The sequence below is a fragment of the Leclercia sp. UBA1284 genome, from assembly GCF_002308415.1.
GTDB lineage: Bacteria > Pseudomonadota > Gammaproteobacteria > Enterobacterales > Enterobacteriaceae > Enterobacter > Enterobacter pneumoniae.
Genome location: NZ_DBUS01000001.1, coordinates 64,278 through 88,408, shown reverse-complemented (window position 1 = coordinate 88,408; position 24,131 = coordinate 64,278). Strand labels below are relative to the sequence as shown.

23 protein-coding genes are annotated in these 24,131 nt (G+C 54.4%); 8 read left to right on the top strand and 15 right to left on the bottom strand.

Annotation, left to right across the window (positions count from 1 at the left end; translation table 11 throughout):
- Nucleotides 1–126: 126 nt before the first annotated feature.
- Both fre and ubiD read right to left on the bottom strand, forming a co-directional pair.
- Nucleotides 127–828: an NAD(P)H-flavin reductase gene (gene fre, locus B3511_RS00425; protein ID WP_046886552.1), complete on the bottom strand. Its 702-nt coding sequence runs from the start codon at nt 826–828 to the stop codon at nt 127–129.
- Nucleotides 829–858: 30 nt separating this feature from the next.
- The gene (ubiD, locus tag B3511_RS00420) at nt 859–2,361 is read right to left on the bottom strand and encodes a 4-hydroxy-3-polyprenylbenzoate decarboxylase (RefSeq protein ID WP_154298922.1); all 1,503 of its coding nucleotides are present in this window, start codon (nt 2,359–2,361) and stop codon (nt 859–861) included.
- A gap of 173 nt (nt 2,362–2,534) precedes the next feature.
- Here ubiD and rfaH point away from each other — a divergent pair, with 173 nt between their 5' ends.
- Nucleotides 2,535–3,023 carry a transcription/translation regulatory transformer protein RfaH gene (rfaH, locus tag B3511_RS00415; RefSeq protein WP_040078144.1) on the top strand — a complete coding sequence of 163 codons (489 nt, stop codon included), beginning with the start codon at nt 2,535–2,537 and terminating at the stop codon, nt 3,021–3,023.
- On the opposite strand, the gene tatD is transcribed toward rfaH, so the two are convergent.
- The 9 genes from tatD to udp form a co-directional block, all read right to left on the bottom strand.
- Nucleotides 3,020–3,802, bottom strand: coding sequence for a 3'-5' ssDNA/RNA exonuclease TatD (tatD, locus tag B3511_RS00410; RefSeq protein WP_286758305.1), 783 nt, complete (start codon nt 3,800–3,802; stop codon nt 3,020–3,022). The genes rfaH and tatD overlap by 4 nt on opposite strands.
- Nucleotides 3,803–3,843: 41 nt before the next feature.
- Nucleotides 3,844–4,611: a Sec-independent protein translocase subunit TatC gene (gene tatC, locus B3511_RS00405; protein WP_046886549.1), complete on the bottom strand. Its 768-nt coding sequence runs from the start codon at nt 4,609–4,611 to the stop codon at nt 3,844–3,846.
- A gap of 2 nt (nt 4,612–4,613) precedes the next feature.
- A complete protein-coding gene (gene tatB / locus B3511_RS00400; protein ID WP_286758304.1) occupies nt 4,614–5,144 on the bottom strand; it encodes a Sec-independent protein translocase protein TatB in 531 nt (176 codons plus the stop codon).
- A gap of 3 nt (nt 5,145–5,147) precedes the next feature.
- Nucleotides 5,148–5,402, bottom strand: a complete 255-nt coding sequence (gene tatA, locus B3511_RS00395) for a Sec-independent protein translocase subunit TatA (protein ID WP_046886547.1) — start codon at nt 5,400–5,402, stop codon at nt 5,148–5,150.
- Between the two features lie 65 nt (nt 5,403–5,467).
- The gene (gene ubiB, locus B3511_RS00390; protein WP_286758303.1) at nt 5,468–7,108 is read right to left on the bottom strand and encodes a ubiquinone biosynthesis regulatory protein kinase UbiB; all 1,641 of its coding nucleotides are present in this window, start codon (nt 7,106–7,108) and stop codon (nt 5,468–5,470) included.
- Nucleotides 7,105–7,710, bottom strand: a complete 606-nt coding sequence (gene ubiJ / locus B3511_RS00385; protein WP_040078138.1) for a ubiquinone biosynthesis protein UbiJ — start codon at nt 7,708–7,710, stop codon at nt 7,105–7,107. Before ubiJ ends, ubiB begins: the two co-directional genes overlap by 4 nt.
- Before the next feature lie 13 nt (nt 7,711–7,723).
- Nucleotides 7,724–8,479, bottom strand: coding sequence for a bifunctional demethylmenaquinone methyltransferase/2-methoxy-6-polyprenyl-1,4-benzoquinol methylase UbiE (ubiE, locus tag B3511_RS00380; RefSeq protein ID WP_032615102.1), 756 nt, complete (start codon nt 8,477–8,479; stop codon nt 7,724–7,726).
- A 66-nt stretch (nt 8,480–8,545) separates the two neighbouring features.
- Nucleotides 8,546–10,003, bottom strand: a complete 1,458-nt coding sequence (gene rmuC / locus B3511_RS00375; RefSeq protein WP_046886544.1) for a DNA recombination protein RmuC — start codon at nt 10,001–10,003, stop codon at nt 8,546–8,548.
- A 138-nt stretch (nt 10,004–10,141) separates the two neighbouring features.
- Nucleotides 10,142–10,903 carry a uridine phosphorylase gene (udp, locus tag B3511_RS00370; RefSeq protein WP_040078135.1) on the bottom strand — a complete coding sequence of 254 codons (762 nt, stop codon included), beginning with the start codon at nt 10,901–10,903 and terminating at the stop codon, nt 10,142–10,144.
- A 249-nt stretch (nt 10,904–11,152) separates the two neighbouring features.
- Here udp and B3511_RS00365 point away from each other — a divergent pair, with 249 nt between their 5' ends.
- From B3511_RS00365 to B3511_RS00350, 4 genes are all read left to right on the top strand, one after another.
- On the top strand, nt 11,153–11,959 hold the full coding sequence (locus B3511_RS00365; RefSeq protein ID WP_207292590.1) for a dienelactone hydrolase family protein: 807 nt from the start codon (nt 11,153–11,155) through the stop codon (nt 11,957–11,959).
- A 177-nt stretch (nt 11,960–12,136) separates the two neighbouring features.
- Nucleotides 12,137–13,951: a beta-glucoside-specific PTS transporter subunit IIABC gene (locus tag B3511_RS00360; RefSeq protein WP_286758301.1), complete on the top strand. Its 1,815-nt coding sequence runs from the start codon at nt 12,137–12,139 to the stop codon at nt 13,949–13,951.
- Nucleotides 13,951–15,414: a glycoside hydrolase family 1 protein gene (locus tag B3511_RS00355; protein ID WP_046886541.1), complete on the top strand. Its 1,464-nt coding sequence runs from the start codon at nt 13,951–13,953 to the stop codon at nt 15,412–15,414. The genes B3511_RS00360 and B3511_RS00355 overlap by 1 nt, the downstream gene beginning before the upstream one ends.
- Before the next feature lie 24 nt (nt 15,415–15,438).
- Nucleotides 15,439–16,275 carry a PRD domain-containing protein gene (locus B3511_RS00350; RefSeq protein WP_286758300.1) on the top strand — a complete coding sequence of 279 codons (837 nt, stop codon included), beginning with the start codon at nt 15,439–15,441 and terminating at the stop codon, nt 16,273–16,275.
- 17 nt (nt 16,276–16,292) lie between these two features.
- On the opposite strand, the gene metE is transcribed toward B3511_RS00350, so the two are convergent.
- Nucleotides 16,293–18,554, bottom strand: coding sequence for a 5-methyltetrahydropteroyltriglutamate--homocysteine S-methyltransferase (metE, locus tag B3511_RS00345; protein WP_286758299.1), 2,262 nt, complete (start codon nt 18,552–18,554; stop codon nt 16,293–16,295).
- Between the two features lie 115 nt (nt 18,555–18,669).
- On the opposite strand from metE, the gene metR reads away from it, so the two are divergent.
- The gene (gene metR, locus B3511_RS00340; protein WP_286758298.1) at nt 18,670–19,623 is read left to right on the top strand and encodes an HTH-type transcriptional regulator MetR; all 954 of its coding nucleotides are present in this window, start codon (nt 18,670–18,672) and stop codon (nt 19,621–19,623) included.
- On the opposite strand, the gene B3511_RS00335 is transcribed toward metR, so the two are convergent.
- The 3 genes from B3511_RS00335 to pldB all read right to left on the bottom strand — a co-directional run bounded on the left by B3511_RS00335 (nt 19,511) and on the right by pldB (nt 22,311).
- Nucleotides 19,511–20,410, bottom strand: a complete 900-nt coding sequence (locus tag B3511_RS00335; protein ID WP_046886539.1) for a carboxylate/amino acid/amine transporter — start codon at nt 20,408–20,410, stop codon at nt 19,511–19,513. The genes metR and B3511_RS00335 overlap by 113 nt on opposite strands.
- An 82-nt stretch (nt 20,411–20,492) precedes the next feature.
- Nucleotides 20,493–21,293 (bottom strand): sugar/pyridoxal phosphate phosphatase YigL, encoded by an 801-nt coding sequence (gene yigL, locus B3511_RS00330; protein ID WP_046886538.1) that lies wholly within the window; start codon nt 21,291–21,293, stop codon nt 20,493–20,495.
- Nucleotides 21,294–21,318: 25 nt separating this feature from the next.
- Entirely contained in the window at nt 21,319–22,311 is a 993-nt protein-coding gene (gene pldB, locus B3511_RS00325; protein ID WP_046886537.1) for a lysophospholipase L2, read from the bottom strand.
- Between the two features lie 109 nt (nt 22,312–22,420).
- Here pldB and rhtB point away from each other — a divergent pair, with 109 nt between their 5' ends.
- Together rhtB and B3511_RS00315 are read left to right on the top strand one after the other, a co-directional pair.
- Entirely contained in the window at nt 22,421–23,041 is a 621-nt protein-coding gene (rhtB, locus tag B3511_RS00320) for a homoserine/homoserine lactone efflux protein (RefSeq protein ID WP_207292595.1), read from the top strand.
- 491 nt (nt 23,042–23,532) lie between these two features.
- A complete protein-coding gene (locus B3511_RS00315; protein WP_052953295.1) occupies nt 23,533–23,988 on the top strand; it encodes a winged helix-turn-helix domain-containing protein in 456 nt (151 codons plus the stop codon).
- Nucleotides 23,989–24,131 lie beyond the last annotated feature (143 nt).

The following is a 24,131-nucleotide window of genomic DNA, read 5'->3' as shown; positions in this document are numbered from 1 at the left end:
TCCCCGGTCATCTCGTTAACACTATGACCGGGGTAAGCGAAGATAGCCAACAAAAAGGCAGCGTGAATGATGAGGGGGCAAGATTTAGTTGCCGTTTTCCCGCCTGTCAGGGGCGGGTTTTTTTATTTAGATAAACGCAAAGGCATCGCCGAACAGGCGATCTTCACGCGCACCGCGCTCATTACAGAACAGGTCACGGGCAATCTTCGCCATCTCGAAACGGCCAGCAATATAGATATCATGCTCCGCAAGCGTGGTGTAATCCTGCAGCACGGCGGTCAGTACGGTGCCGTTACGACCCCGCCAGCCCTCTTCCGGCTGCTCGACTACGGGCTCAACGCGAAGGCCTGGGTGATTAACGCTTAACGCTTCCAGCTCGGAGAGATCGTACAGATGTTTTTCTTCGCGGCCGCCCCAGTAGATGGTGATGTCGCGGTCAGGGTTACGCGCTAACGCCGTCAGCAGAATAGAGCGCACGTAAGAGAAACCGGTGCCGCCGGCAATCAGAATCAGCGGACGCTCTTCGTCATCACGCAGCCAAGCTTCACCGTGAGGAATATCAATCTCAATCTCGCTCTCTTTCAGAATGCGATCCATGACGGCCATCGCATACAGATTGAGCTCAGACGCGCCGATGTGCAGCTCGATAAACTCCTGCTCAGCTGGCGTCGAGGCCATTGAGAAGGGGCGCTTATCCCGCTCATCCATCACGACCATCAAATACTGGCCAGCGCGGAACGAGAAAGGCGCTTCTGGTACTAAACGGACGCGATATACAGTGTCGGTTATCGCGTCTACCGAGTTCACTTTACAGCTTAAGATTGTCATTCGCTCTCTCTGTCGGGAAGTCTATAGGGCTTAACGGTCGGATTCGTGGGAACCGTTATTCATTATGGCCAGTTCATCCCAGATCGCGTCGATTCGCGCAGTCACCTCAGGATCCTTTTTAATCGGTCGACCCCATTCACGCTGGGTTTCGCCGGGCCATTTATTTGTGGCATCCAGTCCCATTTTTGAGCCAAGGCCGGAAACCGGCGAGGCAAAGTCCAGGTAATCAATTGGCGTGTTTTCCACTAACACGGTATCGCGCGCCGGATCCATACGGGTCGTAATGGCCCAGATCACGTCATTCCAGTCGCGGGCGTTGACGTCATCATCGCAGACGATCACAAACTTGGTATACATAAACTGGCGCAGGAAAGACCATACGCCCATCATCACCCGTTTAGCGTGACCCGCATACTGCTTCTTAATGGTTACTACGGCCAGGCGATACGAGCAGCCTTCAGGCGGTAGATAAAAATCGACAATTTCCGGGAACTGCTTTTGCAGGATCGGCACAAAGACTTCGTTTAATGCCACTCCCAGTACCGCCGGTTCATCCGGTGGGCGGCCGGTATAGGTCGAGTGATAAATCGCATCTTCACGCTGGGTAATGTGCGTAACGGTAAATACCGGGAAATGATCGATTTCGTTGTAATAACCCGTATGGTCGCCGTAGGGCCCTTCAGGGGCCATCTCCCCCGGCTCGATGTAACCTTCCAGCACAATTTCAGCGCTGGCGGGGACTTCGAGATCGTTGGAAATACACTTTACCACTTCGGTTTTGGTACCGCGCAACAGGCCCGCAAACGCATATTCAGATAACGTATCAGGAACCGGCGTCACCGCACCGAGAATGGTAGCTGGATCTGCACCCAGCGCCACCGAGACCGGGAATCGTTCACCCGGATGGGCCTCGCACCACTCCTGGAAATCCAGCGCGCCGCCGCGATGCGACAGCCAGCGCATAATGAGTTTATTTTTACCGATTAACTGCTGGCGATAAATCCCCAGATTCTGGCGTTCTTTATGCGGGCCGCGAGAAACCGTCAGACCCCAGGTGATCAGCGGAGCGGCATCTTCTGGCCAGCACTGCATGATAGGAATACGCGTCAGGTCAACCGCATCGCCTTCGAGGACTTTCTGCTGGCAGGGGGCGCCACGCAGCCGTTTGGTTGGCATGTTTAATACTTGCTTAAACTGCGGCAGCTTGTCGAAAAGGTCGCGAAAACCTTTCGGCGGCTCTGGCTCTTTTAAGAAGGCCAGCAATTTACCCACTTCACGCAACGCGCTGACATCCTCTTGCCCCATGCCCATCGCCACGCGCTTTGGCGTACCAAAAAGGTTACACAGCACCGGCATGTCATAGCCTTTCGGGTTTTCGAACAATAGCGCCGGGCCACCAGCACGCAGGGTGCGGTCGGCAATTTCTGTCATTTCCAGATACGGATCAACAGGAAGCGTAATACGTTTGAGTTCGCCCTGCTTTTCCAGCAGCGCCAGGAAGTCGCGTAGATCGTTGTATTTCATGCAGTTAATCTTGGCCTCTCGGTAAGCGCTTCATTATACGGCGTAAGACCGCATGATGCTGTATTTTTGTTAAATTAGCGTGAAGTTTCACCTTCAGCAGCCAACCCGACCATTATAATCAACTTAGCGATCCCGCCAGGGTTTTGATATGCTTGCGCCCGGAATTAAGGGAAAGAGTGATTATGCAGGCCTGGTATTTACTGTATTGCAAGCGCGGCCAGCTTCAGCGCGCGCAGGAACATCTTGAACGTCAGTCAGTCAACTGCCTGACGCCTGTGATCACGCTTGAAAAGATGCAGCGCGGCAAACGCACGATGGTGAGCGAACCGCTGTTTCCTAACTATCTGTTTGTTGAGTTTGATCCGGAAGTGATTCACACCACCACCATTAACGCCACGCGTGGCGTCAGCCACTTTGTGCGTTTTGGCGCGCGCCCCGCGGTGGTTCCCGACTCCGTGATTCATCAGCTCTCGGTGTATAAGCCAGAAGGTATCACCGACCCCGAGACCCCTTATTCGGGCGATAGCGTGGTGATCACCGAAGGCGCCTTCGAAGGGCTGGTTGCCATCTTCTCAGAGCCTGACGGCGAAGCGCGTTCGATGTTGCTACTCAACTTGCTGAATAAACAGGTCTTGCAGAGCGTAAAAAACACCGCATTCCGTAAAGTTTAAAACCGCAGGTTAAACAGACGGCGAACGTTTTCATCCGTTTGCGCCGCCAGCCACGCGGCATCCTCGCCCCGCCAGTGCGCGATCCGCTCAACAATATGCCCCAGCCATGCCGGTTCATTACGCCGTGAGGCCGGCTTAGGCGTCATGTCGCGCGGCAGCAGGTAGGGGGCATCTGTTTCGACCAGCAAACGCTCCGCCGGGATCATCGGCAATAACTCCCGTAGCGCAAGACCACGCCGCTCATCGCACACCCAGCCCGTAATACCCAGGTAGAGCCCTCTGTCCAGACACTCAGCGGCTTCCTGACGCGACCCGGTAAAACAGTGCAGCACCGCACCCGGGAGTTTATCCAGCCAGGGGGTCAGCAACTCGAGGAAACGCGCATGCGCATCACGGCAGTGCATAAAGACCGGCATGCCCAGCTCAGCCGCCAGCGCCAGCTGTGCCGTAAACGCATGCTCTTGTTCGGCAGGGGTAGAGAAATTACGGTTAAAATCGAGACCACATTCGCCGATCGCGACCACCTGCTCCGTACGCGCGAGGGTACGCAGGGTTTCAGTGCTCTGTAGCGTCCAGCTGCTGCTGTCGTGCGGATGTACACCGGCGGTTGACCAGCAGTGCGGGTAGCGGGTCGACAGCTGTTGTGCCTGCTCACTTTCGTGCAGATTAGTGCCCGTCAGAAGTAGGCCATTTACCCCGGCGGAAAAGGCGCGCGCCACCACCTCGTCGCGATCTTTCGCAAATTGTGAACTGGTCAGATTCAGACCGATATCGAACATACTCGCTCCCATATGACAACCGCCCTGGCGGGCGGTTGGTTTTACTCTTCGGTGGTTTTTGCGTTTTCCTCGTCTTCCATTCGCTGTCGGCCTTTGCCAACGTAGAAGCGAGAGAAGAAGACGCCGACCTCAAACAGGCAATACATCGGTATCGCCAGCAGCGTCTGCGAGAACACATCCGGCGGGGTCAGCAGCATGCCCACCACAAATGCGCCTACCAAAATGTACGGGCGCTTTTTACGCAGGTCGTCCGGGGTTGTGACCCCCATCCAGCAAAGCAGCACGATAGCCACCGGCACCTCAAAGGCCACGCCGAACGCCATAAAGAGCGCCATCACAAAACTGAGATAGCTGGCGATGTCGGTTGAGACCTGAACCCCTTCCGGCGCGGTATGCGTTAAGAACCCAAACGCCAGCGGGAAGACCACAAAGTACGCGAAGGCCATGCCGATATAAAACAGCAGCGAGCTGGAGACCAGCAGCGGGATCACCAGGCGGCGTTCGTGCTTATAAAGCGCGGGCGCCACGAAGGCCCAGACCTGGTACAAAATCACTGGCGCCGAGGCAATCAGCGACACCCAGAAAGTGAGTTTAATCGGCGTAAAGAAAGGCGAGGCCACGTCGGTGGCAATCATCGTCGCCCCCAGCGGCATCTGCTTAATCAGCGGCGAGGAGACCACCTGATAGATGTCGTTGGCGAAATAGACCAGTCCTAAGAAAATAAGGCAAACCGCGATGATGCAGTTCAGCAGGCGTTTACGCAGTTCGATCAGGTGCGTAATCAGCGGTTGAGTTTCATCTACGGCCATGTTTAAGGTTTATCACTCGACGGGGGGGTGGAGGGTTCAGCGACGACATCTGCAGCCCGGGAGGTAGAAGCCGCCGTCTGCTCAGCTTTTTTGCTGGCCGGCTCAACCGGCGTCTGCACGGGCGCGCTGGCCTGATGCTCAGCGCTGGCAGGCGTGACGCCTTCATGCTGCGCTTCGTTATCTTTCACCACCGGGTTATGAATGGTGTTGGCTTCGTCGCTCGCTTTTTCCGGATCGTTGACGCTATAAGAGCGTTTCATGGACTCTGCCGCTTCACGCAGTTCATCCATTGAGGCTTTCAGTTCCGGCGTCAGGTTCTGCATGCTCGCCTTCTCAACCTTTTTCAGGCTGTCCTGAAACTCCTGCAGCTTTAGCTCTTGCGCCAGTTCGTTCTGTACCGTGGTTGCCAGCGAGCGCAGGGCGCGCACCCAGCCAGCCACAGTTTTCACTGCCACCGGTAAACGCTGTGGCCCCAGCACAATGAGGCCAATCACGAAGACCAGTATCAGTTCACCAAAACCAATATCGAACACGAATTACACCTGCTCATTATCGTGGCGTTTAATCTCTTCCTTTTTAGCATCGGCCTGCTTTTCAGCGAGGGTTTTAGCAGGGAATTCAGCGTCCTGGCTGTTTTTATCCTGCTTGTCTTCGTCATCACTGATGGCTTTTTTAAAGCCTTTAATCGATGCACCCAGATCGGAACCGATAGAACCGAGTTTTTTCGTACCAAACAGCAGCACAACGATGACGGCAATAATCAACAATTGCCAGATACTGATACCACCCATACATCTTCCTCAGTTGAAATTCATTAACGATTACTCGCGCAGTATACGTGATGCCGCTCAGCAAATCAGCGGGTTTTGCGCCAACCTGCCAGCCAGACCACCAGTCCTGCGGCCATCAGCCAGGCGGGTGCCATCTCCCAGTCAGGGCGATTGATCAGCAGTAGCGTGCCGCTTAAAAGCAGCGTTGCACCGATACCGAACAGATAGCGCGACTGGCCCTGGCGAACGTGATTTGTTTGAAGCTCGCGGGCGATTTTATCCACGCTGTGTTGCAAGTTCTTGCTCTGACGCAAAGTGTCGTACACCAGTTCCGGAATTTCGGGCATTTTTTCGATCCAGAACGGGGCTTTCTCTTTTAACGACCGCGTCAGCGCAGGCAAACCAACCTGATCTTTAATCCAGGATTCAAGGAACGGTTTTGCCGTCTTCCACAAGTCTAACTGAGGATAGAGCTGGCGACCTACGCCCTCAACGTAAAGTAATGTTTTTTGCAGTAAAACTAACTGCGGCTGCACTTCCATGTTGAAGCGTCGCGCGGTGTTAAACAGATTCAGTAAGACATGCCCGAACGAAATATCTGCTAGCGGCTTCTCGAAGATAGGCTCGCAGACGGTTCGGATAGCGAATTCAAACTCTTCAACGTTGGTATCCGGCGGAACCCAGCCGGAATCGACGTGCAGTTCGGCTACTTTGCGATAATCACGATTGAAGAAGGCGATAAAGTTCTCTGCCAGGTATCGTTTGTCTTCTTTGTTCAGTGAGCCGACGATGCCGCAGTCGATACCGATGTATTGAGGATCTTCCGGGTGTTCGTAGCTGACGAAAATATTGCCCGGGTGCATATCGGCGTGGAAGAAGCTGTCACGGAACACCTGGGTAAAGAAGACCTGCACGCCACGTTCAGCCAGCAGTTTCATATTGGTGCCCTGCGCTTCCAGGGTAGCAACATCCGATACCGGAATACCGTAGATACGCTCCATCACCATCATGTTCTGGCTGCAATAGTCTGAATAGACTTCCGGCACGTATAGCATCGGGCTATTTTCGAAGTTGCGGCGCAGCTGAATGGCGTTCGCGGACTCGCGCAGCAGATTCAGTTCATCAATCAGCGTTTTTTCATACTCGCGTACCACTTCCAGCGGTCGCAAACGGCGGCCATCGGGCAGCAGTCGCGGCACCCAGCGGGCCAGGCGGTAAATCAGTTTCATGTCCGCTTTGATCACCGGCAGGATATCCGGGCGGATAACCTTAATGACCACTTCTTTGCCGTTCGACTTGAGACGCGCAGTATGAACCTGGGCAATGGAAGCCGAGGCCAGCGGCTGGATATCGAAGTCGTCGAACCAGCTTTCAACCGGCATGTCGCCCATCGCTTTTTCAATCTGCTGCTTTGCCAGCTTGCCGTCAAAGGGCGCTACTTTGTCCTGCAGCAACGCTAACTGATCGGCAATCTGCGGCGGGAAAAGGTCGCGGCGGGTTGACAGCATCTGACCGAACTTGATCCACACCGGGCCAAGCTCCTGTAATGCCAGGCGCAGGCGCTCGCCAAGCTGGCGATCTTTATGGCGATTTGGCATCCAGAAGAGGGTGCGGCGCCCAAAGCGCAGCGGCAGTGTAAGTCGGATACGAGGGATTAACTCATCCAGCCCATAACTCAAAAAGGTGCGGATGATAAAGTAGAGGCGCCGCATTTCACCAGGCGTCATTTGCCCTCCAGGTTTTCAATCCGTTTAGCCAGTGCATCTATCGTACGATCCACCGCAGCCGTCTCTTCAGCGAACCACGCCATTTCAAGCGGGCCAGGGGCCATACGCCACTCTTCGGTGAGGACGTCGGCAACATAACGTTGCTGGCGTTTTACACCTTTGCTCAGAAAAGAGAGTCCGCCGCGCAAAACATTGCTGATCCCCTCTGCGGCGATATCGCCGGTATAAGGTGCCAGCAACTCTGCCGGATCGAACTCAGCCAGATCGGCTAAAGCGACAAAGTTTTGTACCACCTGGAGATCGCCTTCAACTTCCAGCTCACCGCTACGGATGAGTGCCGTAAGCTGTTGACGATCGCGCAATTTAGGTAGTACGCGCATATGGGTAATGACAGAGCAGTCGGCCTCGCCTTCCCATTCCCCCAGCACATCAAGCTGACGTTCGCTGAAGACCAGTACCAACGGCGTTGAGAACTCTTTTACGACTACGCGCAACACTTTACCGTTCAGGCGCTGACGCGCCGTCTTCAGCGCAGGTGAGCGATAGAGAAACGTATTAAGCACGTTTTCAACGCCAGCGGAGATCAAGGGTTTAAAAGGCATAGGCCACCTCCACTCAGAACTTATAGCCGCGGTGCAGAGCAACCACGCCCGCCGTCATGTTGAAGTAATCAACATTGTCAAAACCTGCGTCCTGCATCATCGCCTTCAGGGTATCCTGATTAGGGTGCATACGAATGGACTCTGCCAGGTAGCGATAGCTGTCGGCATCGTTCGCCACCATCTCGCCAATGCGCGGCAGGATGTGGAAGGAGTAGGCGTCGTACGCTTTACTCAGAGGTTCGATAATAGGTTTAGAGAACTCAAGCACCAACAGACGGCCGCCCGGCTTCAGCACCCGATACATTGATCGCAGCGCTTTCTCTTTGTCGGTCACGTTACGCAGACCAAACGAGATGGTAATACAGTCAAAGGTATTGTCAGGGAACGGGAGTGCTTCGGCGTTGGCCTGCACATATTCAACGTTGCCCACCACGCCGATGTTGCGCAGCTTTTCGCGGCCCATTTTCAACATCGAGTCGTTGATATCTGCCAGCACCACGCGGCCTGTTTCGCCTACAAGACGCGAGAACTTTGCCGTCAGATCGCCAGTGCCCCCAGCCAGATCCAGCACGGTCTGGCCACGACGCACACCGCTACAATCAATAGTGAAGCGCTTCCACAGACGATGAATACCAAATGACATCAGGTCATTCATCACATCGTACTTTGCCGCTACGGAATGAAATACATGGGCTACCATGTCAGCTTTTTGCGCTTTGGCTACAGTCTGAAAGCCAAAGTGCGTCGTATCTTGTGAATCTTCAACCATCTCAGGGCCTGCTAATCAGTCAAATGTTCGAGAAGTGTAACAGATTGGGCGCATTTGCCCTATGATTCAACCACCCTGAGAATAACGTTCCAGGGGGTGTTGTGTGACGTGAGGGTCAGTTAATTCATTGTCTTTATTGGCTGAAACTTGCGCGTCGCTCGCCTCACGCAGGCGATACTCTTCATCCTGCGATGTTGCATATTCTGCTAAATCCGGATTTATCTCGCGCTTTACCTCTACGCCAAGGCTACGGAATGACTCTGCCTGCGCAAGGAGGTTGCCCCGCCCGGAGGTGAGTTTTTTCATGGCCTGACGATAGTTATCCTGGGCGCGATCCAGACTCTGCCCGACAGAGGACATATCATCCACGAACAGGCGCATCTTGTCGTACAGCTTGCTGGCGCGATCGGCGATCTGCTGAGCATTGCGGCTTTGGTGTTCATAACGCCACAAATTGGCGATGGTGCGCAGCGCCACCAGCAGCGTGGTGGGGCTCACCAGCATGATGTTATTTTTTAATGCTTCGGTGATCAGTTCCGGCTGCCTGTCGAGCGCCAGCAAGAAGGCCGGCTCGACGGGGATAAACATCAGGACGTAATCCAGCGACCGCAGGCCAGGCAACTGCTGGTAATCTTTGCGACCCAGCAGGCGAATATGGTTTCGCACCGAGGCGATATGCTCCTGGAGCGCCGACTCGCGAGTGTACTCATCTTCGGCGTTGAAGTAGCGCTCATAGGCCACCAGCGTCATTTTCGCATCAATAACCACGTCTTTGCCCTGCGGCAAACGCACGATAACGTCGGGCTGCATACGCGCGCGGGTGTCGGTTTCGATACTGACCTGGGTTTCATACTCGTGCCCCTCTCGCAGGCCCGATGCCTCCAGCACGCGAGTTAACACCACTTCGCCCCAGTTACCCTGGGTTTTATTATCGCCTTTCAGCGCCCGGGTCAGGTTTACGGCCTCCTGAGCCATCTGGGCATTGAGCTGCTGAAGATTACGAATTTCATGCGCCAGCGTGTGCCGCTCGCGAGACTCCTGACCAAAGCTCTCTTGCACCTGGCGGCGAAAGCCATCCAGCTGTTCACGCAGGGGGGCAAGCAGGCCGTTCAGGCTCTGACGGTTTTGCTCATCGGCACGGCGATTGCTCTGTTCGAAGATGCGGTTGGCCAGGTTTTCGAACTGCTCGCTAAGGCGCTGCTCGCTGTTCATCATCTGGCGGATTTTGTCTTCTGCATGCAGTTGGGTCGATTCCAGGCGGGTGGTCACTTCGCGGAGATCGGCCTCCAGCGAGGTGTTAATGTCGCGTAAATTACGCAGTTCGTTATTAAGCAACTCACACTCATCACGCCAGTGTGCGCTTTGGGCAACCTGCTGTTTCACTGCGCTTAATTCAGCAACGATCTCTTCACGTTCCGCCAGCTGGTCGGCTTTTTGTTGGGCATGTTGATAACTGGCAAGCAGCCAGCCTATCGCTACGCTCACCAGTGCCACTACGGCATAAAAAATGACTGAGATATCCACATCGCCCCCTGCATCAAGGTATTAACGGCACAAAATAGAATTGTGCTGTATAAACGTCCACCCTGGAAAGGCTTTTCTGCGAGGGAATACGCAAAGAAAAAGGCCGAACAGGTCGGCCTTTGTCGAAGGGAAACGGCGTTAGATCAGGCGACGCGCTGCTTCAACCACGATTTTCACCGCATGGCTCTCGGTCTGTTTCATGGTTTCGGCGTTCGGGATCTCTTGCTGGGTGCGGTTTACGATAACGCCCGCCACCATACCGGCACGCAGACCCTGGCTTGCGCACATGGTCAGCAGCGTTGCCGACTCCATTTCGTAGTTCATTACGCCCATGGACTGCCACTCTTCCATCGACCCTTTGAAGCGGTTCACCACACGGCCGGAGAAGGTATCGTAACGCTCCTGGCCTGGGTAGAAGGTATCGGAAGAGGCGGTCACGCCCACGTGCGTGGTCGCGCCCACAGATTTCGCCGCTTCAACCAGCGCAGTGGTGCATTCGAAATCAGCCACTGCCGGGAATTCCATTGGGGCAAAGTGCAGACTTGCTCCGTCCAGACGCACGGATGCGGTTGTCACCAGGACGTCACCCACGTTGATATGCGGCTGAATAGCGCCGGTGGTGCCAATACGCAGGAAGGTACGAATCCCCAGCTGCGCCAGCTCTTCAACAGCAATTGACGTAGAAGGGCCGCCGATACCGGTAGAGCAGACAATAACCGCTTTGCCGTCCAGCTCTGCACGCCAGGTGGTAAATTCGCGATGCGATGCCAGCTTAACCGGCTTATCCATCAGCGCGGCGATCTTTTCCACACGCTCCGGATCGCCAGGGACGATAGCAAGCGTAGCCCCTTGTAAATCGTTTTTGGTGAGGCCGAGATGAAAAACATCAGACTTGGACATAAGTGACTCCTCTGTGGGTCGGATTGTCAGCAGAAGTAAAAAGGTACTCTACAGAAGCAGAAGGACGATTTACGTGACGCACCTCACCTTGAATGAAAATGATTGCATGCTATTTCCATAAAATAGTGATCAACATCACATTTACAAGTTATATCAGCCCTTGCAGCACAAAAGATAGCCGCTTTCGGGCACTGTGGAATAATGACCTGCAGTCTATATTTATATGCACCAATTGGTACGGAGAATGCCATGACTGAAAAATCTGCTTTTGCCCCTGCCGCTGGCCCGCAGGCCGCAACGGTTGTCTCCACCCCGGAACAGGCGATTACCGCCGGTGAGACATCTATTCCGACGCAGGGCGAGAATATGCCTGCCTATCACGCCCGCCCAAAAGATGCCGAAGGCGCCCTGCCGATCGTGATTGTGGTACAGGAAATCTTTGGCGTGCATGAACATATCCGCGATATCTGCCGCCGTCTGGCGCTGGAGGGCTACCTGGCCGTGGCCCCTGAGCTCTATTTCCGTCAGGGCGATCCCAATGAGTACAGCGACATCCCTACCCTGTTCAGCAACCTGGTGACAAAAGTGCCGGATGCGCAGGTCCTGGCCGACCTCGATCACGTGGCAAACTGGGCAGCCCGCAACGGCGGCGATCCGCATCGCCTGCTGATGACCGGTTTCTGCTGGGGCGGTCGCATTAGCTGGCTCTATGCAGCCCATAACCCGCAGCTGAAGGCGGCGGTGGCATGGTACGGCAAGCTGGTCGGTGAAAAGACCCTTAACTCACCCAAACATCCGGTTGATATCGCCACCGATCTCAATGCCCCCGTGCTGGGGCTGTATGGCGCGGAAGATACGGGCATTCCCCAGGATACCGTCGAGACCATGCGCCAGGCGCTGCGTGCGGCAAACGCGAAGGCGGAGATTGTGGTATATCCTGAGGCGGGCCATGCGTTTAATGCTGATTACCGCCCGAGCTATCATGAAGAGTCAGCCAAAGATGGCTGGCAGAGAATGCTGGGCTGGTTCCGCCAGTACGGGGCGAAAAAAAGTTAAGCGGCTCACAATTCGCACCCTCCGTTCTGCCGGGTGTTTGACTTTTAAACACAATCTGGACGATATAAACAGCACAGGCGTGTAACTACGATCCGTAGGCAAGACCTGAAGCCCATCTCCCTTTCGGGGGAGATGGGCTTCAGGTCTTTTTTTTTGCTCTGGAGACAGGGGCCAGACATGAATCACTTGCAGACTGCGCTGGACATCATCACCCAGGTGGGCGGTGCTGAAAATATCGAACATATCGAACACTGCTCGACTCGCTTGCGTCTGAGCCTCTACGACAATGGCAAAGTCAACGAGGCTGCGCTGGCAAAGATTGACGGCGTACTCGGCGTGCGTATTAACGTGCAATGCCAGGTGATCATCGGCCATGAGGTAGTGCAGGTCTACGAGGCGGTGCGTTCACTTGCGGGCGAACCGCAGGCTCAGTCCACGCAATCTGTCAGTACCAAAGCCAGCCGTGGCGCTCAGGTGGTGGATTTTGTGATCAGCGTTTTTCAGCCGCTGGTGCCTGCCATCGCAGGCGGTGGGGTGCTGAAATCGTTGCTGTTGCTGCTGGATGTACTGGGCTGGCTGAGCCGGGATAGCGACACCTATAAAGTGCTGGATAACATCGGCTCAGCACCGCTCTGGTTCTTGCCGATTCTGGTGGCGATCACCACCGCCATGAAGTTAAAAGTTAACGTTCTGGTCGCGGTTTCGGCAGTTTCCGTCATGCTCTTACCGGCCATGACCAAACAGCTGGCAGAGGGCACGGCGTTTATGTCATTTGATCTGCGCAACGTGGCTTACGCATCGCAGGTCTTCCCGGCGATTCTCTGCGTGCTGTTTTACGCCCAGACTGAAAAACTGTTTAACCGCTATTCGCCGGGGGCGCTGCGCATCTTCCTGTCGCCAATGCTGTCGCTGCTGGTGACGGTACCCGTCACGCTGCTCATTCTGGGGCCGCTGGGTTACGAGCTGGGCGCCGGGCTGGCAACGGTGATTCTGTGGCTGTATGGCAAGCTGGGCTTTGTGGCCACCGGCCTGCTTGCCGCTGCCCTCCCCTTTATGGTTGCCGCCGGCATGCACAAACCGATGCTTCCTTATGCCGTCGCGTCGATGAGCCAGTTTGGTCGCGAAATGCTCTATCTGCCTGCGTCGCTGGCGCACAATATTGCCGAATCGGGCGCCTGCCTCGCCATCGCCCTGAAAAGCAAAGACAAAGTATTAAAGTCCACCGCCTTCTCCGCCGGGATCTCTGCGCTGTTTGGCATTACCGAGCCGGCGCTTTACGGCGTGACGCTTCTGAACAAAAAAGCGCTCTACAGCGTGATTTTAGGCAGCGTGGTTGGCGGCGCCTTTATCGGCTGGATGGCGATCGAAGCCTTTGCCCTGGTCGGCCCTGGCCTTGCCAGCATCTCCATGTTTGTCTCGCCCGATAACTCTATGAACATCGTCTGGGCGTTTGCTGGCGCGGGGCTCTCATTTGCTATCGCCTTTATCAGCGCCCTGCTGTTGTGGCGTGATAAAGCGGCGGAAAAAACGGATGAGCTGACCTTCACCCGCCCGGTAGAGGGGCAAATCATTCCGCTGGAGAATGTTAATGACGATGTTTTCGCACGCAAAATTATGGGAGATGGCATCGCCATCGTTCCCTCCCAGGGGGTGCTGCGCGCCCCGGCAGACGGCACCGTAGTCAATATATTTGAGAGTGGCCATGCGCTAAGTCTGCTCACCGATGCGGGCGTAGAGTTAATTTTTCACATCGGCATCGACACCATCAAACTTCAGGGCGAGGGCTTCTCGCCACAGGTGAAAGAAGGCCAGCAGGTGAAGCGCGGCGAAACCTTGATTGAATTTTCTCTCGACACCATCACCGCCGCCGGGCTCGATCCGGTGGTGATGATGGTCGTAACAAACGGCGAACGCTTTTCGCTGACACCAGGCAGTAACGACGATAAAAATCACAATCCTCACATCATCATGACGCTTAAGGAGTCCGTGTAATGGAGAAATCCCTCCCGTTTCCGCAAGGTTTTTTATGGGGCGGTGCCATCGCTGCCAATCAGGCTGAAGGGGCATGGAACGTTGACGGCAAAGGGCCGTCAGTGGCTGATGCCATCACCTGGAAACCGAACCTGTCATTAAAGGATTACGATGGCCATATGGCGCTCACGGATGAGAACATCCGCGATGCGTTTGAAGGTAAGAACGATGCGTTGTACCCCAAACGTCGCGGCATCGATTTCTATCACCATTATAAAGACGACATTGCGCTATTCGCTGAGATGGGTTTTACCGTGCTGCGCGTATCGATTGCCTGGTCACGCATTTTTCCCAATGGTGAAGACGCCGCGCCAAACGAGGCGGGCCTGCGGTTTTATGAAGAGATGTTCCGCGAACTGCGTCGCCATAATATCGAACCGCTGGTGACGCTCTCCCACTATGAGATGCCGCTGGCGCTCAGTGAAAAGTATAACGGCTGGGTCCATCGCAACGTGGTGGATGCCTTTGTGCGCTTTAGTAAAGTCTGTTTCGAGCGCTATAAAGATCTGGTGCGTTACTGGCTTACCTTTAATGAGATCGACAGCATTCACCGCCACCCCTTTACCACCGCCGGTATCCGCGAGGAAAAAAGCGCCCCGGGCAAAGCGAAGCAGGATATCTACCAGGGGCTGCACCACCAGTTCGTTGCCTCAGCGCTGGTCACCCGCGACTGCCATGACATCATCCCGGGCAGCCAGGTGGGCTGTATGCTGACCAAGCTCACCACCTACCCGCACAGTTGCCGTCCGGAAGATGTGGAAGCAACGCTGAAGAAAAACCTTGAGAACTACTTCTATGCCGATGTGCAGGTGTTCGGCGAGTATCCGCCGCTAATCCTGCGCGATCTGGCCCGCCGCGATATTCAAATTGAGATGCTGGCCGACGATCAACGCATTTTAAAAGAGAATACCGTCGACTTTGTCTCATTTAGCTACTACATGTCGCTGACGGAATCTACCCAGCCTGATGTAGAACGCATCCCTGGCAATACCGTCCTCGGCGTGAAAAACCCCTACCTTCCTGCCTCGGAATGGGGTTGGCAGATCGATCCGGTAGGGCTGAAAATCTCGCTGCTTGAACTCTATGACCGTTATCAGAAGCCGCTTTTTATCGTCGAAAATGGGTTAGGTGCCAAAGACGTTGTGGAAGATGGGAAGATTCACGATAGCTACCGTATCGACTATTTCCGCGCCCACTTCGCGCAAACTTTGGCAGCTATTAATGAAGGAGTGGATGTGATGGGATTCACCACCTGGGGCTGCATTGACATTATCAGCGCAGGGACGTCACAAATGTCCAAGCGCTATGGCTTTATCTATGTCGACCAGGATGATGAAGGCAAAGGCACCCTCAAGCGCCTGAAAAAGGACTCCTTCTGGTGGTACCAGAAAGTGATTGCCAGCAATGGCGCGGATATGGGCTAAGCGGCGCGGCCGCAGGAAATGACCGTGATTACGATAAAAAAATCGCTTAATAACAGCATGCTGCTGGTCGATCATGACCAGCGTGAGATGATCCTGTTCGGCAAAGGGATCGGTTTTGGCGCAAAACCGGGTACACCGATCGACCTGAATCAGGTCGAGAAAGTGTTCCTGCCGTTAAACGACCTTAAGTCTCGCCATTTTTTATCGCTGACCGATACGATTCCTGCGGCATTCTTTGAACTCAGCCACGAGATCCTGATCCTCGCTCGCGGTCTATGCGGCGATAAGCTGAACTCCGTCCTGCTCTTTACCCTTGCCGAACACCTCCATTTTGCCGTGGAGCGCAGCCGCAGCGGCCAGGTCATCCTCAATAAACTGAGCTGGGAGGTGAAGCGCTACTATCCGCAAGAGTACAGCGTTGGGGTGCAGGCGCGGGAGCGGGTCAGCGCGCTATTTGACGTTTCCCTGCCGGAAGATGAAGCCGTGAATATCGCTTTTCACCTCATTAACGCCAGCAGCCAGAGCGACGATAGCCATGCCCATCAACAGGTGGAGTTAGTCAATCGCATCGCGGAGATCGTGCGCTATAAGTTAAGAAATGCCATCGATACCGGATCGGTGAACTATATGCGCTTTATTACCCATCTGCGCTATTTTGCCGAACGCGTGCTGGCAGGAAAAATTGTCTTTAGCGAGACGGAAGATTTTTATCAGGAACTGATGCGTCATCGCCCGGACGCCATGACCGTCGCATGGGTGATTCGGGATTATGTGCAGGAGAAGCATCAGCTCACCTTACCGAAAGATGAGCTGACGTGGTTAAGCATTCATATCAGCCGACTGATGGACGGGCAGGCATAGCTCATCCCAATTTTTGCTTACGCCTGACGTAAGTTGCGCGCGGCTTCTACCATGTTCGCCAGTGCGGCACGGGTCTCCGGCCAGCCGCGGGTTTTCAGGCCACAGTCCGGGTTTACCCACAGACGTGCGGCCGGAATACGCTGTGCCGCCTTCTGCAGCAGGGCCTCAATCCACTCTACGCTCGGCACGTTTGGCGAGTGAATATCATAAACGCCAGGCCCGATTTCGTTCGGGTAGTCAAATTCCTCGAACGACTCCAGCAGCTCCATATCCGAACGCGAGGTCTCGATGGTGATCACGTCAGCATCCAGCGCGGCAATGGCATCCATGATGTCGTTAAATTCGCAGTAGCACATATGGGTGTGGATCTGCGTGTCATCCCTGGCCACAGCGGCGTTGATGCGGAAAGCGTCCACGCCCCACTTGAGGTAAGCATCCCAGTCGCTGCGGCGCAGCGGCAGACCTTCACGCAGCGCCGGTTCGTCAATCTGGATGATGCCAATGCCCGCCGCTTCCAGATCCGCCACTTCATCCCGCAGCGCCAGCGCGATTTGCTTCGCGATGGTTTCACGGCTGACGTCTTCACGGGGGAAGGACCAGCAGAGAATAGTCACCGGGCCGGTGAGCATGCCTTTCACCGGTTTATCGGTCAGCGACTGTGCATATTTCGCCCACTCGACGGTGATCGCCGCCGGACGGCTGATATCGCCAATCACCACTGGCGGTTTTACGCAGCGGGAGCCGTAGCTCTGTACCCAGCCATTCTGGGTAAAGACAAAGCCATCCAGGTGCTCGCCAAAGTATTCCACCATATCGTTACGTTCAGCCTCACCGTGCACCAGCACGTCCAGGCCTAAGCGCTCCTGCTCCACAATAGCCTGTTTGATGTGCTCAGCGATGCCGGTGCGATAATGGGCGGCATCAAGATTCCCCTTTTTGAAATCCAGCCGCAGGCCGCGGATCTCCGTGGTTTGCGGGAAGGAGCCGATGGTGGTGGTTGGCCACGCAGGCAGCCTGAAGCGGGCGCGCTGCGCTTCAGCACGTACCGCATAGGGGCTCTGACGCTGGCTATCCTGGGAGGTAATGGCGGCCAGACGTTGTTCTACCGCCGGATTGTGCACGCGCGCCGAGTGACGACGCGCCTGAATTGGGGCACTCCACGCGATTAACGCTGCCGTATCACCGCTGTTAAGTGCATCGCGTAGTAAGGCCAGCTCTTCACACTTTTGCAGGGCAAAGGCAAACCAGCTTTTCACCTCTGGGTCCAGACGGGTTTCCACGCTGAGATCGATGGGGCTGTGCAGCAGGGAGCAGGAGGAGGCTACCCACAGTTCACGCAGGCCTGCGATATCGTTAATTTGACCATATTTCTCCGTGAGATCGGCGCGCCAGACGTTACGTCCGTTCACCAGACCGGCAGAGAGCAGCCACTCCGCGGGCAGGCGCTGGTGCAGTTCAGCGACATCATCTTTGCCGTGAACCAGATCGACGTGTAGCCCCTGCACGGGCAGCGCAGTAATAGTGTCGAGGTTCGGTGTGACGCCTTCGAAATAGGTGGTCAGCAGCAACTTCACCTGGCCCGTTAAGGCTTCATACGCCGGTTTGTAAGCATCCAGCCACGCCTGCGGTAGCTCAAGCACCAGTGCCGGCTCGTCGATCTGTACCCACTGAATGCCGCGTTTGCCCAGTTCAATAAGTACCTGTTTGTAGACCGGCAGGATCTCGTTCAGCAGGGTCAGGCGATCAAATTGCTCACCCTTCACTTTACCCAGCCACAGGTAAGTGAGCGGGCCCAGCAGCACCGGTTTGACGTGGTGGCCCAGCGCCAGCGCTTCGTCCACTTCCTCCAGAAGCTGGGTCCAGGTCAGTTTGAACTGCTGGCCTTTGACAAATTCCGGCACCATATAGTGATAGTTGGTGTTAAACCACTTGGTCATTTCCGCCGCAGCCGCTGGCTCCCCCGTCGGCGCACGGCCACGGCCAATACGGAACAGGGTATCGATATCTACCGATCCATCTTTGTTCTGATGACGAGCCGGCACGTTACCAAGCAGCAGGCTGGTGGTCAGAACATGGTCGTACCAGGCAAAATCCCCTACTGGCAGCAGATTGATGCCCGCCTGTTTTTGCTGCTCCCAGTGGCGTGCGCGCAGCTCGCGTCCGACCGCCAGAAGCTCCTCACGGGTGGCATTGCCCGCCCAGTAGCGCTCTTGTGCTTTTTTCAATTCGCGGCGCAGGCCAACGCGAGGGAAACCGAGTGTGTGATTGCGGATAGTCATGGTATGCCCCTTATGAAATTCGTTATTTAGACGTCCAGATGTTTACACATCTATAATTGGCAGGTAGTGTATATTCCTCAAGCGCAAAATATTCACGGCGAAGTGAAGGACTTTCATGATTGAGATTAAACACCTGAAAACGCTCCAGGCGTTGCGGAACTGCGGCTCCCTGGCAGCGGCGGCGGCCACGCTGCACCAGACCCAGTCCGCCCTTTCTCACCAGTTCAGCGATCTGGAACAACGCCTTGGCTTTCGTCTGTTTGTGCGCAAGAGCCAGCCTCTGCGCTTTACTCCGCAGGGGGAGATTTTGCTCCAGCTGGCCAATCAGGTACTGCCGCAAATTGCCAGCGCCCTGCAAGCCTGTAACGAGCCGCAGCAGACCAAATTGCGTATCGCCATTGAGTGCCATAGCTGTATTCAGTGGTTGACGCCCGCGCTTGAGAACTTCCGCCAGAAGTGGCCGCAGGTTGAGATGGACTTTAAATCTGGCGTGACCTTTGACCCGCAGCCCTCGCTCCAGCAGGGCGAGCTGGATCTGGTGATGACCTCAGACATTCTGCCGCGCAGTGGTTTGCACTATTCGCCGATGTTTGATTTTGAAGTGCGTCTGGTGCTGGCGCCGGATCACCCTATGGCCAGCAAAACGCGCATTACCCCGGAAGATCTGGCGACGGAAACCCTGTTGATTTATCCGGTGCAGCGCAGTCGCCTGGATATCTGGCGTCACTTCCTGCAGCCCGCGGGCATTAGCCCGCAGCTGAAAAGTGTGGATAACACCCTGTTGTTGATTCAGATGGTGGCGGCCAGCATGGGGATCGCCGCGCTGCCGCACTGGGTAGTGGAGAGTTTTGAACGCCAGGGTCTGGTGGTGACTAAGACCCTGGGCGATGGGCTGTGGAGCCGGCTGTACTCTGCCGTGCGCGATGGCGAGCAGCGTCAGCCGGTAACGGAGGCGTTTATTCGCTCAGCGCGGAACCACGCGTGCGACCATCTTCCGTTTGTACGGAGCGCGGAGCGACCCAACGCCGATGTACCCACAGCGAAGCCAGGATCACTGTTCCCCCAATAACGAAGCTGGGCCAGTGCGGTTGTTCCTGCCAGATGGCCAAATTCACCAGCAGCCCTGCGGGCACATGCACGTTGTTCATAATGCCCAGGGTCCCGGCATCGACCTGAGTTGCCCCATAGTTCCACATGAAGTAACCCAAACCGGAGGCCACCACACCCAGCCAGACCAGCACACCCCACTGTAGGGAGGTCGTTGGCAGTTTTTGCGGATTTCCCAACATAAACCACGCCGCCACCGCCACAATCGCCGCGCCCATATAAAACCAGGCAAACGCATTGTGCTGGGGCATCGGACGCGTTTCCATCAGCCGTTTATAACCCACCATACCGATGGCAAAGCTAATATTTGCCAGCTGAACGAACATCAGTCCGGTCCAGAAATGATCGCTCACTTTGTCGTAGCGGATGATCGCCGCGCCCACTACCGCCAGCGCCGCGCTGAGCAGGTAGCCCCAGCGCAGACGGCGTTTACTGAGCAGATCGTAAATCAGCGTGATATAGAGCGGCGTTAGCACCGTAAAGAGCAGAAACTCCGACACCGACAGGTAGATGTAGGCCCGAAAGCTAAAGAGGTACATGATGCCAAGCTGCATCGCCCCCACCAGCATGTATAGCAGAAGGGTTTGCAGCGACTGTCCGCGAGTGCGCAGAAACGGCAGGAACACTAGCGCAGCCAGTCCAACGCGCATCAGCACAGAGAAATAGCTGTCAACTGACCCGGCAAGATATTCGCCGATCAGGCTAAACGAGAAGGCCCACAGAATAGTGGTGATGATGAGTAGCGCCACAATGCTTGTCTCTCAGAAAGAAGGACAGGCATTGTAGCGAACTCTTTAGTTGACAACTGAGCAATAAACAACCAAATGAAGATTATTCAAGAAACAGTTTGCGCAGGTATTTCGGCACGGCGTTATCACCATTAGTGCCAATCACTTCCAGCTCCGGATGCAGATCTTTCAGGCGCTGATGAGCGTTGTCCATAATGCAGCCCTTCCCCGCCATGGAGAGCATTTCGGCGTCGTTCATGCCATCGCCAAAGGCGATGCAATCTTTCAGCTCAAAACCCAGACGTTTGGCGACCGCTTCCAGGGCATGACCTTTTGAGACGCCACCGGCCATGACTTCCAGGCAGGTCAGCGTGGAGAAGCTAACGTTGACGCGATCGCCCCAGCGCGCGTTGATGGCCTGCTCAAGCGGCAGCAGCGCCTCGTGGGTGTCACAGGTGAAGAAGACTTTGCTAATCCCTTCTGGCTCCAGTAGACCAGGCTCATAGAGGGAGTAGTTAAACACCGCCTCTTTGAAGAAACGCATCTCGTCCGGGCGATGGCGGTTCATAAACCACTCATCATCGCGATAGACGTTAGTGATGATATCCGGGTTGTTATACATCATGCCAAAGAGATCGACGGCAATGTCGCGATCCAGGTTGTGGGTGAAGATCAAATTACCATCGGTATCGTGAACACGCGCACCGTTGGAGGTGATCATATAGGCTTTGATGTCGAGGTTATCGCGGATCTGCCCCACATCTACATGGTGGCGACCGGTCGCGAAGACAAAGTTCACGCCACGCGCGGTCAGGAGTTTTAGGGTCTCTTTCGCGTAAGGCGATAAGGTGTGGTCGGGTGAGAGCAGCGTGCCGTCGAGATCAGACGCAACAACCTGGTACATAAGAAAATTTAACCTCTGGTGAATATCAATTATGCCGGTCGAAAAAACCGACGATGGCGTTGAGCGCAACTGAGCGCATATCGTCCTTTTCGAAAAGGATCTCATGGTACGCGCCTTTTATGACCATCGGCTTACCCCCTTCACAAGGGTGACCGGCGGCGGCACGCAATTCACAAAAGCGGTCGTGCATGCGGTTATCGACCACACGCTCCTCTTCCGCCTGAATCAGGAGTGTTGGAGTCGCATCATCTGCGACCCCGGCCAGCACCTGCTCACCGGCCAGAATGCCTTCCCGCACCCAGTGCCAGGTGGGGCCGCCGACGCGTAAACGCGGCTCGTCGGCATAAAAGCGTAAATTCCGGCGATAACGCTGGCGACTATGGGTCAAGACGTTAATGGCAAAGGGCAACGCACGCCAGCGCCCGGTGCCTATGGCATAGCCCTCACGAATGCGCTGATGGCCCTCAGCCCAGTCGAGAATGTGGCGCACCATCCAGTCGGGTAAACGTATGATGATGCCAAACATAGGTGCCGTGAGCGCAATGGCATCGCACTGATGCACATGGCGTTGTAAAAAGAGCGTTGAGATGGCACCGCCCATGGAGTGAGCAAGGATATAACGCTTGCGCCATGGGCCGGGCAGGACCTCCTGAGTCCAGAACGCGGCCAGATCCTCAACATAATCGCTGAAGTGATCAACGTGCCCACGATGCGTATCGGAAAGCATACGACCCGACAGCCCTTGCCCACGATGGTCGATAATTAAAACATCAAAACCCATGTGGAACAGGTCATAGGCCAGCTCAGCATATTTTACGTAGCTTTCGATACGGCCTGGACAGACAACGATAACGCGATCGTTTTTCTCATCCCGAAAACGCACAAAGCGCACGGGAATCTCATTCACACCCGTAAACTCATCTTCCTCACGCTGACGCCAGAAATCGGTCAGCGGCCCCATGGAGAAAGCAGCAAAAGTGTTTTCTCGAGTTTCCCAGTCCTTTTTCTGCTGAAACATCGGGTTTCCACCCCCGTAAGCCAAGGAATATCGTTTTTTCGCAGCAGCTCACAAAACGAGCCGACATTAGCGTATTGTGGCATAAAAACAGACGTTCCGGGAGTTTCAAATGACCTTCGAATGGTGGTTCGCCTACCTGCTCACTTCTATCATCCTCAGCCTTTCACCGGGTTCTGGCGCGATTAATACCATGACGACCTCTATCAGCCATGGCTATCGCGGTGCCGCGGCGTCTATTGCCGGTTTGCAGACCGGGCTGGGTATTCATATTCTGCTGGTCGGGATTGGTCTGGGTACGCTTTTCTCCCGCTCGGTACTGGCATTTGAAGTGTTGAAGTGGGCAGGTGCCGCCTATCTGATCTGGCTGGGTATTCAGCAGTGGCGCGCAGCCGGTTCGCTGGACTTAAACACGCTGGCGGTGAGCCAGAATCGTAGCCGCCTGTTTAAACGCGCGGTGTTTGTAAACCTGACTAACCCGAAGAGCATTGTGTTTCTCGCCGCCCTCTTCCCGCAATTCATCGTCCCTCATCAGCCACAGGTGATGCAGTATGTGGTGCTCGGTGCTACCACTATTATCGTCGATATCATTGTGATGATTGGTTACGCGACCCTGGCGCAGCGGATTGCCGCGTGGATTAAAGGGCCAAAACAGATGAAGGCCCTCAACAAAGTCTTCGGTTCACTGTTCGTGCTGGTGGGGGCGCTATTGGCCTCGGCACGGCATGCGTAACGAGAATGTATTGTGTATGAAATCCGGCGCACAGCGCGCCGGGAAATAGCGAAAGAAGGAGAAGCAATAAAATACCGAGTGTGGCACGACGGTAAAGAGTATTTGCCAGAATAATATTTAAATAGTAAAGAATAAGTTTTAGTACGGTATTCACAACCACAGGTTGATCTGACAATAAATAAGAATACAACCCTACCGATAACATTTAGTTTTATATTCCAATAAAGTCTTATTTTTAGTGCTTTTAGCTAATGGTCAAGGAAGAGACATGAGGCGTATAAAAAAATAACCCAGCAACTTTAACCGAAATAAAAAACCACAGATTGATTTAATACAGATATTTCATTCCGTCAAATTGTAACTAACAGACAAAACCCGGCAAGCAACGTCAGCGCAATCGCGTCTTGAAATTACGCACACCAAACCTATAATTCCGACTGCTTTTTTTATTGCTGAGTGGACTGGTTATAATTACAGGACAAAGTGGTGATATGATTTACCAGCCATATGCTTTTTTAATTGATAATGTCATCCATATAGATATCAAGAAAGGTTGTATTTTTAGAATAGATAGCGTTGATAAAAATAATGAGTTGTCGTTAGGTATTCTGTATTTGAATGACACCATGATGTCTCTGCTTTCCTATCTCTTAATCCATGCACAAAAAAGGTATATCACCAAAGAAGAGGTACTGATAAAAGTATGGGACGAGAACAACCTCAGTTCATCGGGGACACGGCTATGGCAGGTCTTTACGACATTGAAACAGAAGCTTGCTTTGCTTCACTTGCCGGAAAACTTGATTGAGTATGAAAAAAGAAAAGGATACATCATTAAACATGACAATATCCTGACACTCTATTATAAGGAAACTGAGAACAGTCAGCTGACAGTATCCGCGGTTAAACAACGTCGTGCCAGCACCTTCATCAGCCTCCATCAATAGTAATATTTTAAGATGAGAGCGCATTTTTAAAATCAGCGCTTACCTGAGCAACGCAATCAAATGAGAAATTAACATTCATTGTGCGAATGAAACAATGAATATTAATTTACTCTGGAACTTATTATTTAAAGATTTTCTGACAG

Coding starts and splice junctions, on each gene's coding strand:
- fre (WP_046886552.1), bottom strand. CDS start 828: ATGACAATCTTAAGCTGTAAAGTGAACTCGGTAGACGCGATAACCGAC.
- rfaH (WP_040078144.1), top strand. CDS start 2,535: ATGCAGGCCTGGTATTTACTGTATTGCAAGCGCGGCCAGCTTCAGCGC.
- tatD (WP_286758305.1), bottom strand. CDS start 3,802: ATGTTCGATATCGGTCTGAATCTGACCAGTTCACAATTTGCGAAAGAT.
- tatC (WP_046886549.1), bottom strand. CDS start 4,611: ATGGCCGTAGATGAAACTCAACCGCTGATTACGCACCTGATCGAACTG.
- tatA (WP_046886547.1), bottom strand. CDS start 5,402: ATGGGTGGTATCAGTATCTGGCAATTGTTGATTATTGCCGTCATCGTT.
- ubiB (WP_286758303.1), bottom strand. CDS start 7,108: ATGACGCCTGGTGAAATGCGGCGCCTCTACTTTATCATCCGCACCTTT.
- ubiJ (WP_040078138.1), bottom strand. CDS start 7,710: ATGCCTTTTAAACCCTTGATCTCCGCTGGCGTTGAAAACGTGCTTAAT.
- ubiE (WP_032615102.1), bottom strand. CDS start 8,479: ATGGTTGAAGATTCACAAGATACGACGCACTTTGGCTTTCAGACTGTA.
- udp (WP_040078135.1), bottom strand. CDS start 10,903: ATGTCCAAGTCTGATGTTTTTCATCTCGGCCTCACCAAAAACGATTTA.
- B3511_RS00365 (WP_207292590.1), top strand. CDS start 11,153: ATGACTGAAAAATCTGCTTTTGCCCCTGCCGCTGGCCCGCAGGCCGCA.
- B3511_RS00360 (WP_286758301.1), top strand. CDS start 12,137: ATGAATCACTTGCAGACTGCGCTGGACATCATCACCCAGGTGGGCGGT.
- B3511_RS00355 (WP_046886541.1), top strand. CDS start 13,951: ATGGAGAAATCCCTCCCGTTTCCGCAAGGTTTTTTATGGGGCGGTGCC.
- metE (WP_286758299.1), bottom strand. CDS start 18,554: ATGACTATCCGCAATCACACACTCGGTTTCCCTCGCGTTGGCCTGCGC.
- metR (WP_286758298.1), top strand. CDS start 18,670: ATGATTGAGATTAAACACCTGAAAACGCTCCAGGCGTTGCGGAACTGC.
- yigL (WP_046886538.1), bottom strand. CDS start 21,293: ATGTACCAGGTTGTTGCGTCTGATCTCGACGGCACGCTGCTCTCACCC.
- pldB (WP_046886537.1), bottom strand. CDS start 22,311: ATGTTTCAGCAGAAAAAGGACTGGGAAACTCGAGAAAACACTTTTGCT.
- rhtB (WP_207292595.1), top strand. CDS start 22,421: ATGACCTTCGAATGGTGGTTCGCCTACCTGCTCACTTCTATCATCCTC.
- B3511_RS00315 (WP_052953295.1), top strand. CDS start 23,533: ATGATTTACCAGCCATATGCTTTTTTAATTGATAATGTCATCCATATA.